The organism is Massilia yuzhufengensis, from assembly GCF_900112225.1.
GTDB classification, from domain to species: domain Bacteria; phylum Pseudomonadota; class Gammaproteobacteria; order Burkholderiales; family Burkholderiaceae_D; genus Telluria; species Telluria yuzhufengensis.
On record NZ_FOLD01000009.1, the window covers coordinates 157,509 to 165,471 of the forward strand.

Below are 7,963 nucleotides of genomic sequence, written 5' to 3' on the forward strand. Positions count from 1 at the left end.
CCTTAGTCCTCCGAATCGTTCTGGGCCTGGCGCTCTTCGAGCACTTCGAGTGCGCGCTGGCCGCGCGGGCCCAGGAAAAAATGTTTGATGAACGGATGCTGGACCCGCAGCACGTCGCACGACGGGCCCACGGCCAGCACGTGTTTCTCGGCCAGCACCGCAATGCGCGAGGACAGCGCAAACAGCGTATCGAGGTCGTGCGTCACCATGACCACGGTGAGTTTCAGTTCGCGGTGCAGGGTCTGGATCAGCGCCACGAACGCATCCGACAGGTCCGGGTCGAGCCCGGCGGTCGGTTCGTCCAGGAACAATAGCTGGGGTTCGAGCGCCAGGGCGCGCGCCAGCGCAGCGCGCTTGATCATGCCGCCCGATAGATCCGACGGCATCTTGTTGGCGTGCTCGGGCCCCAGGCCCACCATGTCCATTTTCAGCAGCACCGCGTCGCGGATCACGTCTTCCGGCAGCGCGCGCAATTCGCGCATCGGCAGGGCGATGTTGTCGAACACGGTCAGCGCCGAATACAGCGCGCCCTGCTGGAACAGCATGCCCCAGTGGTTGCGCATGTGCTGCAGCTGTTCCGGCTCGGCCGCGCTGATGTCTTCGCCGAACACTTTCACGCAGCCTTCCGACGGGTGCTCCAGGCCCAGCATCTGGCGCAGCAGCACCGTCTTGCCGGTGCCGGAGCCGCCGACGATGGTGAGGATTTCACCGGCGTAGATGTCCAGGTTCAGGTCCTGGTGCACCACCGTGCGGCCGAAGCGCGTCCACAGGCCGCGGATCTCGACCACCGGCGGCCCGACGTCTTCCTCGGGCCGCTTGTTGAGGCGCTGGGGTTGGCGTTCCTTGATATCGGCCATCAGAACCCCACGCCATTGAAGATGATGGCGAACACCGCGTCGGCCAGGATCACCAGGGTGATCGCCGTGACCACCGCAGTGGTGGTGCCGCGGCCCAGGCTTTCGGTGTTCGGCTCGATGCGCAGGCCGAAGTGGCAGGAGATCAGCGCGATCAGCATGCCGAACACGCAGCCCTTGAGCAGGCCGATGGTGTAGTTCACCACCGGCACCGCGTCCGGCAGCTTCTGGATGAAGTAGCGGAACGACAGGCCCAGTTCGATCTTGGCCGAGACCATGCCGCCGATCAGGGCCATCGCGTCGGTCCAGACCACCAAGAGCGGCATCGAGATGGCCAGCGCCAGCACCTTGGGCATGATCAGGCGGTAGCCATGCGAGATGCCCATGACCAGCATGGCGTCGAGTTCCTCGGTCACCCGCATCACGCCCAGCTGGGCGGTGATGGACGAACCGGAGCGGCCGGCCACCAGGATCGCCGCCAGCAGCGGGCCCAGTTCTCGGATCACGCTCATGCCCAGAATGTTCACCAGGTAGATGTCGCCGCCGAACATGCGCAGCTGCTGGGCCGACAAGAAGGAGAGCACCACGCCGATCAGGAAGCCCACCAGCGCCGTGATGCCCAGTGCCTGGAAGCCGGAATGGTAGATGTTGGCCGAGATCTCGCGCCACGGGCCGGTGCGCGGGTTGCGCACGAAGCGCCACAGGTCCTGCACCAGCTGGCCGATCAGCGCGACGAAGCCGCGCAGATGCTCGAAGAACGAGAGGATGCCGGCGCCCAGCACGATCAGCCAGTTCAGTGGACTGATGCGCTGGCGCGGCAGCTTGATGGCGCTGGCCTTTTCGATGCGGTTGAACAGCTCTTCCTGGCGCGGGTCGAGCTTGAGGTGTTCGGGGCGCTGCTTGCCCCAGGCGTTCCAGAACATCTGGGCGCCGATGTGGTCGAGGCGCTCGATGTCCGACAGGTCCCATTCCAGGGTGTTCTTGTGCTTGAGCGCCGCCAGCGTGCGCGTGATGCCTTTCAGGACCCCGCGCCGCGACAGCGTATGGACTTGCCATACGCCGGTCGCCACGACCGATTGCGCCGCACCTGTGCCGGTATGACCCGGCGCCTGGCCGGGATGCTGGATGGTTAATATTGGCGCATTTTCAATCTGCATTGCGCCAGTGTAAAAGAGAATCGTTATCGCTGCTACACGGTTTCTAACGGATCAGGCAGCAAGATGGCGGGCCTGGCGTGCCGGGGCCGCCACTGCCGGGGCCTGCGCAGGCGTATCGAGCTTGCCGGCATAGTCGCTGGCGACCAGCGCGGCCGCGTCGAGACGGCCCATGCCGCGCAGCTGCAGCCATTCCTGCACGAGTTTGGCCAGCTTCTCGAGCGCGATGCGGTGGGTGGCGTCGGTCCTGGAATAAATCCAGTCGGAGAAGGCCATGAAGTTGTCGAACGGGGCCTCGCCCAGCAGCACGCGGGTGGTGTTGGCGAAGCGCCCCGAGTTGGCCACCAGGTCCCAGTAGCGGGCGAAGCGCACCAGGCGCTGCATGGTGGCGAAGTCGATGAGATTGGTGGCCAGCACGGTGTAGGGCGGGTAGGGATCGTAGACCATGGCGAACGGTCCGGTGTGGCGGATGATGGGCGTGCCGCGCAGGCGTTTCAGGATGCCGAACTGGATCTCCTGGGCGCCAAGTTTGACCAACTGGTCAAATCCGCGCGCGAAGCTGGCCACGTCCTCGCCCGGCAGGCCGGCGATCAGGTCGACGTGCAGGTGGGCCTGCGACTGCTCGCACAGCCAGCGGATATTGTCGGCCGCCTTGGCATTGTCCTGGCGGCGGCTGACCAGGGCCTGCACCTCGGGGTTGAAGCTCTGGATGCCGATCTCGAACTGCAGCGCGCCGGGCGGGAACCTGGCGATGAATTCCTTCAGCGCTTCGGGCAGGTGGTCCGGGACCAGCTCGAAGTGGGCATACACCGGGTCGTCCGGGTTCGCTTCGAGCTTATCGAGGAAGAACTGCATGATGCGCAGGCTGGTCTTGACGTTCAGGTTGAAGGTGCGGTCGACGAACTTGAACAGGCGCGCGCCGCGCGCGTGCAGCCCCTCCATCTGTTCCAGGAAGGCGTCCAGCGGGAAGGGCCAGGCGGTCTTGTCGAGCGAAGACAGGCAGAACTCGCACTTGAAGGGGCAGCCGCGCGAGGCTTCCACGTACAGGGTGCGGTGGGCGATGTCTTCGTCGCTATATAAAGCGTAGGGCAGTGTCACTTCCGCCATTGGCGGCTGCACGCCCGCATGCACCTTCATCAGCGGCTTGGGGCCGTTCAGGATCTCGCCGCACAGCTTGGGGAAAGTCACGTCGCCCCAGCCGGTCACCACGTAGTCGGCCAGTTTCACGATCTCCTGTTCACCCGTCTCGTACGACACTTCCGGCCCGCCCAGCACGATAGTCACGTGGGGCGCGACGCGCTTGAGCATGGCGACGATGCGGGTGGTTTCTTCCACGTTCCATATATAGACGCCGAAGCCGACGATGCGCGGCTGGTGCGCCAGGATGCGCTCGACCAGGTCGGCCGTTTTGGCGCCGATGACGAATTCGTGGATGGAAGTCTGGGCCGCGAGCGGGCCCATATTGGCCAGCAGGTAGCGCAGGCCGAGGGAAGCGTGGGTGTAGCGCGCGTTAAGCGTGGAAAGCAGGATCGTCATCCTGCGCATTGTACCGCCTGCGCCAAATGCAAAAAACCGCCGCGGCTCGCGCCGGGCGGTTTTTTGGTCCAGGCGTTGGATTAACGCTGGGTGGTGCGGGTGCCGACCACTTCGATGGTCACGCGGCGGTTCTTGGCGCGGCCTTCGGCGGTTGCGTTGTCAGCCACTGGCTGGGTTTCGCCCTTGCCTTCGGTGTACAGGCGCGCTGGGTCCAGGCCTTTCGAGACCATATAGGCCTTGACTGCATCGGCGCGGCGCATCGACAGCTTGTCGTTGTAGGCGTTGGTGCCGACCGAGTCGGTGTGGCCGACGGCGATCATGACTTCGGTGTTCATGCCTTGCAGTTTTGCCATGAACTCGTCCAGGGCTGCCTTGCCTTCTGGCTTGACGATCGACTTGTCGAAGTCGAACAGGGCTTCAGCGGCGATCGACACTTTTTCCGAGGTCGGCACTGGTTCCGGTGCCGGTGGGGTCGGTGCGGCGACTGGCGCTTCCTGCACTGGCGCGGCGACTGGCGCTGCCGGGGCAACGTAGGCAACCTTGGCTGGGCGGCCGAACTTGTAGGTCAGGCTCAGCGAAGCCATGTGGATGTTGCCGCTGTTCTGGACAGCGTCGGTCACGCGGTAGCGCTCGACTTCAGCGCGCAGTGCCAGCGCTTCGGTCAGCTTGTATTCAGCGCCCAGGCCCAGCTTGGCGTGGCGGCGGCCTTCGGTCGGCGGGTTCGGGTTGGTCACGGCGTTCAGCGCATTGCCGGTGAAGTCGGTGCGCGCCTTGGCGTACTGCACGCCGGCACGGCCCAGCAGCGAGAAGCGCTCGGTCAGTGGCAGCATGCCGACCAGGTCCAGGTTCACGCCGCGGTAATCGGTTTCGCCGCGCAGCGAGCGGTTGGCGGTGGTCAGGGCTTCGAAGCTGTACTCGCCCAGGTCGAAGTAGCCCAGTTCGACTGCCAGGTATTTGTTGATCTGCTTGCCGACGAACAGCTTGTAGCCGACGTCCTTGTTGTCGACGTTGTAGCCGGTCAGCGGCAGGCCGGCGGCCGACATGCGGCGGGCCAGGTCGCTGTTATAGATCTTGGCGCGGGTACGGCCAACTCCTGCACCCATGTACCAGGCGCTGTTGGCCCAATCAGGATTCACGAAAGCAGAGTCCGCTTGGACCGGTTGTTGAGGCGCCATGTCTTGCGCGTTGGCGCTCATCATGGTTGCGCAAGCCAGTGCGATCATTGCTGGGAGGGTGCGGGAAATTTTCATGTTTGTCTTCTGTGTGTAGTTGCAGTTATTCGGTAGTGAAGCTGTGAGAGCCATGTGTTTGGTGGCAATCCGATACGAATTATTACCTTTCGGCACTTTCTCTACTGTTCGGTAACGCTCATAAGAACGAGATTTTCAAAAATACAACGGTGCCCCGGAAATCTGCAGTTTTGTGAGGAAGGGCACGGAACCCATCACTTTTGGCAGGTACTGGGCAGGACCGAAGTGCGCGCATTATGCATGTTTTAAGAAAAATTGTTCTCCTGCCACTTGCGCGGCCCTGCCGCAGAAAGCCCTCCCATGCGCGGTCGTCACCATGCAGTCCCGTTTACTGTCCGGCTTTTACTCGCCTGTGCACTGGCGCTGGCGCTGGGCGCCTGCAGCCGCGGCCACGACGACCCGCCCCCACCGCCGCCCCCGCAAACCGCCTCCCGCATCCAGGTCGAGGTAGCGCGCACCACCCACGGGGTGCCGCACGTGCGGGCCGACGATTTCCGCAGCCTTGGCTATGGGCTGGCGTATGCCTACGCCCAGGACAATGTGTGCATGTTCGCCGACTCGGTACTCACCGTGCGCGGCGAGCGTTCGCTGTTCTTCGGCGCCGAGGCCCGCCCGCGCCAGCGCACCGGCGACGAGTACGGCGGCGGCAGCGGCTTCATGGACCTGAACAACGAGGAGAGCGACTTCTTCTTCAAGGGCTACCTCGACATCGAGCAGCTGCGCGCCAGCTACGCCGCCGGCGCGCCGGAGCCCCGCCTGCTGCTCGAGGGCTTCACCGAGGGCTACAACCGTTACCTGAAGGACCAGGCCGGCAAGCTGCCCGCCGCCTGCGTGGATGCCAAATGGGTGCGCCCGGTCACGCTCGACGACATGTACCTGGTGGTGGCGGAGAAGGCCTTGCACGCCTCCGGCCAGGCCTTCGCGCGCGACTTCGTCGCTGCCGGCCGCACACCCGGCGCCGCGCTGAGCCTGGCAAAGGCCGCGCCGCGCAAACTGGATGCATCGACCCTGGTGGCCCAGCTCGACCGGCTCAATCGCCAGGGCTTCGGCAGCAATGCGCTGGCGGTCGGCAAGGACCTCTCCGCCAACGGGCGTGGCCTGTTGCTCGGCAACCCGCACTACCCGTGGGCCACCGCCGACCGCTTCTACCAGGCGCACCTGACGGTGCCGGGAAAATATGACGCGATGGGCGTCATCATCGGCGGCGTTCCCGCCATCGTCATCGGCTTCAATCGCGACGTCGCGTGGAGCCACACCGTCACCTCGGCCTTGCATTTCACGACCTTCCGGCTGGCGCTGGACGCCGGCGACCCCACCGGCACCACCTATATGTTCGACGGCGAGCGGCGCAGGATGACGTCAAAAACGGTGAGCGTCGAGTCGCTGCTGCCAGGCGGCCTGACGGGCCGGCGCAGCAAGACCTTCTATTTCAGCCACCAGGGCGCCGTCATCAGCCGCCCGGCGGCCGGCATGACCTGGACCGCGACGGCCGCCTACGTGCTGGCCGACCCGAACCGCTACAACACCCGCATGCTCGAGCAGTGGCTGGGCATCGGCACGGCCGCGAGCGTGCGCGCGCTGAAGGATTCGCTCGACAAGGTGGTGGGCCTGCCCTGGGTGAATACGGTCGCGGCCGACCGCGACGGCAACACCCTGTATGCGGACGCCAGCGTGGTGCCGCACATGAATGCCGATAAATTCGCCAACGGCTGCCTGCTGCTGCAGGCCGCACTGCTGTTCGACGGCTCGCGCAGCAGCTGCGGCTGGGGCCAGGATGCCGGCGCGCCTCCCGGCATCTACGCACCGGCGACCGCGCCGTGGCTGATGCGCACGGATTACGTCGGCAATTCGAACGACAGCTACTGGCTGGCCAATCCGAAAGCCCTGCTGGTGGGGCCGGCGCCGCTGGGCTACTCGCCCCTGTATGGGCGCGCCGGGGTAGAGCAGACCCTGCGCACGCGCGTCGGCTTCCGCCAGTTGGAAGACCTGCTGGCCCAGCGCAGCAAGCTGACCCTCGTGGATATGCAGGCGCTGGCGTTCTCGAACCGCGTGCATGCGGCCGAACTGGTGCTGCCCGAATTGCTTGCGGCATGCGCCGCCCTCAGCAACGACCTGTCGTACCAAGCCTGCAACACCTTGCAGGCCTGGGACCGCCGCGCCAATGTCGACAGCCGGGGCGCGGTGCTGTTCCGCGAATTCTGGAGCGTGGCCTCGGCGATCCCGAACAAATGGGCGACGCCCTTCAATCCTGCCGATCCGGTGCATACGCCGGCCGGCGTGGCGCCAGCGGCGATGCCGGCCATGCTGGCAGCGCTGCGCAGCGCTGCCGAAAAGCTGCAATCGCTCGGCATCCCGCTCGACGGCCGCCTGGGCGACTGGCAGGTGGAGCCGCGCAACGGCGTGCGCATCCCGCTGCATGGCGGGAACGGCAACCAGGAAGGGACCTACAGTTCGCTGACGATGCGCACCGGGCTCACCGCTGCGGGTTATGTGGGCGTGCACTGGGGCCAAAGCTATATCCAGACCGTGAGCTTCGACGAGCAGGGGCCGGTGGCGCAGGCCATGCTGACCTACGGCCAGTCGACCGATCCGAAGTCGCCTTGGTACGCCGACCAGACCTTGGTGTACTCCCGCAAGGAGTGGCCGGTGCTGCCGTTTACGGCGGAGAAGATCAAGGCCGACCTGAACTACATGACGACGACGCTCAGGGAATGATGCCGCCTGGCGGACACAACTGATGCGTTTGCGCAAAATAGCTGTTGACGGGGGCTGGCCCAGGCGGCATAATCTCATTCCTCTGCTGCTGACGAACAAAACGATTCGCAGGACAGGGAGATGAAACAGGCAGTACCGAATACCGTTCTTTAACAATCAACAGTCGATAAGTGTGGGCGTTTGATGAAGGTGCCAGTGACTTCGGTCACTGATTACTTAAATTATCAAATGTTCACAAAAGTATTAAGCGTTGTCCCAGCAATGGGATAACGGTCAGTATCTTGAGTGAGCGACCTACCAGCAATGGTAGTGACACGAAAGTGTCAAAAACAGAGATTAAACTGAAGAGTTTGATCCTGGCTCAGATTGAACGCTGGCGGCATGCTTTACACATGCAAGTCGAACGGCAGCGCGGGGCAACCTGGCGGCGAGTGGCGAACGGGTGAGTAATATA

Annotated in this window: 5 protein-coding genes and 1 rRNA gene; 2 read left to right on the top strand and 4 right to left on the bottom strand. The window is 64.3% G+C overall.

Annotated features, from left to right (window positions below):
- Window positions 1-2: 2 nt before the first annotated feature.
- From BM031_RS10460 to BM031_RS10475, 4 genes are all read right to left on the bottom strand, one after another.
- Window positions 3-857 (bottom strand): ABC transporter ATP-binding protein, encoded by an 855-nt coding sequence (locus BM031_RS10460; protein ID WP_091874521.1) that lies wholly within the window; start codon window positions 855-857, stop codon window positions 3-5.
- Window positions 857-2,011: an MlaE family ABC transporter permease gene (locus tag BM031_RS10465; protein ID WP_091874522.1), complete on the bottom strand. Its 1,155-nt coding sequence runs from the start codon at window positions 2,009-2,011 to the stop codon at window positions 857-859. Before BM031_RS10465 ends, BM031_RS10460 begins: the two co-directional genes overlap by 1 nt.
- 51 nt (window positions 2,012-2,062) lie before the next feature.
- Window positions 2,063-3,544 carry a B12-binding domain-containing radical SAM protein gene (locus BM031_RS10470; protein ID WP_091874523.1) on the bottom strand — a complete coding sequence of 494 codons (1,482 nt, stop codon included), beginning with the start codon at window positions 3,542-3,544 and terminating at the stop codon, window positions 2,063-2,065.
- A gap of 80 nt (window positions 3,545-3,624) precedes the next feature.
- Window positions 3,625-4,848 carry an OmpA family protein gene (locus tag BM031_RS10475; RefSeq protein ID WP_307186542.1) on the bottom strand — a complete coding sequence of 408 codons (1,224 nt, stop codon included), beginning with the start codon at window positions 4,846-4,848 and terminating at the stop codon, window positions 3,625-3,627.
- Window positions 4,849-5,094: 246 nt separating this feature from the next.
- Here BM031_RS10475 and BM031_RS10480 point away from each other — a divergent pair, with 246 nt between their 5' ends.
- Window positions 5,095-7,509 (top strand): penicillin acylase family protein, encoded by a 2,415-nt coding sequence (locus tag BM031_RS10480; protein ID WP_091874525.1) that lies wholly within the window; start codon window positions 5,095-5,097, stop codon window positions 7,507-7,509.
- Window positions 7,510-7,847: 338 nt separating this feature from the next.
- A 16S ribosomal RNA gene (locus BM031_RS10485) occupies window positions 7,848-7,963 on the top strand; the annotation flags it as partial.

What these genes read in the sequence shown, in the direction of transcription:
- BM031_RS10460 (WP_091874521.1), bottom strand. Translation starts at nt 857, where the DNA reads ATGGCCGATATCAAGGAACGCCAACCCCAGCGCCTCAACAAGCGGCCC.
- BM031_RS10465 (WP_091874522.1), bottom strand. Translation starts at nt 2,011, where the DNA reads ATGCAGATTGAAAATGCGCCAATATTAACCATCCAGCATCCCGGCCAG.
- BM031_RS10470 (WP_091874523.1), bottom strand. Translation starts at nt 3,544, where the DNA reads ATGACGATCCTGCTTTCCACGCTTAACGCGCGCTACACCCACGCTTCC.
- BM031_RS10475 (WP_307186542.1), bottom strand. Translation starts at nt 4,848, where the DNA reads ATGGCTCTCACAGCTTCACTACCGAATAACTGCAACTACACACAGAAG.
- BM031_RS10480 (WP_091874525.1), top strand. Translation starts at nt 5,095, where the DNA reads ATGCGCGGTCGTCACCATGCAGTCCCGTTTACTGTCCGGCTTTTACTC.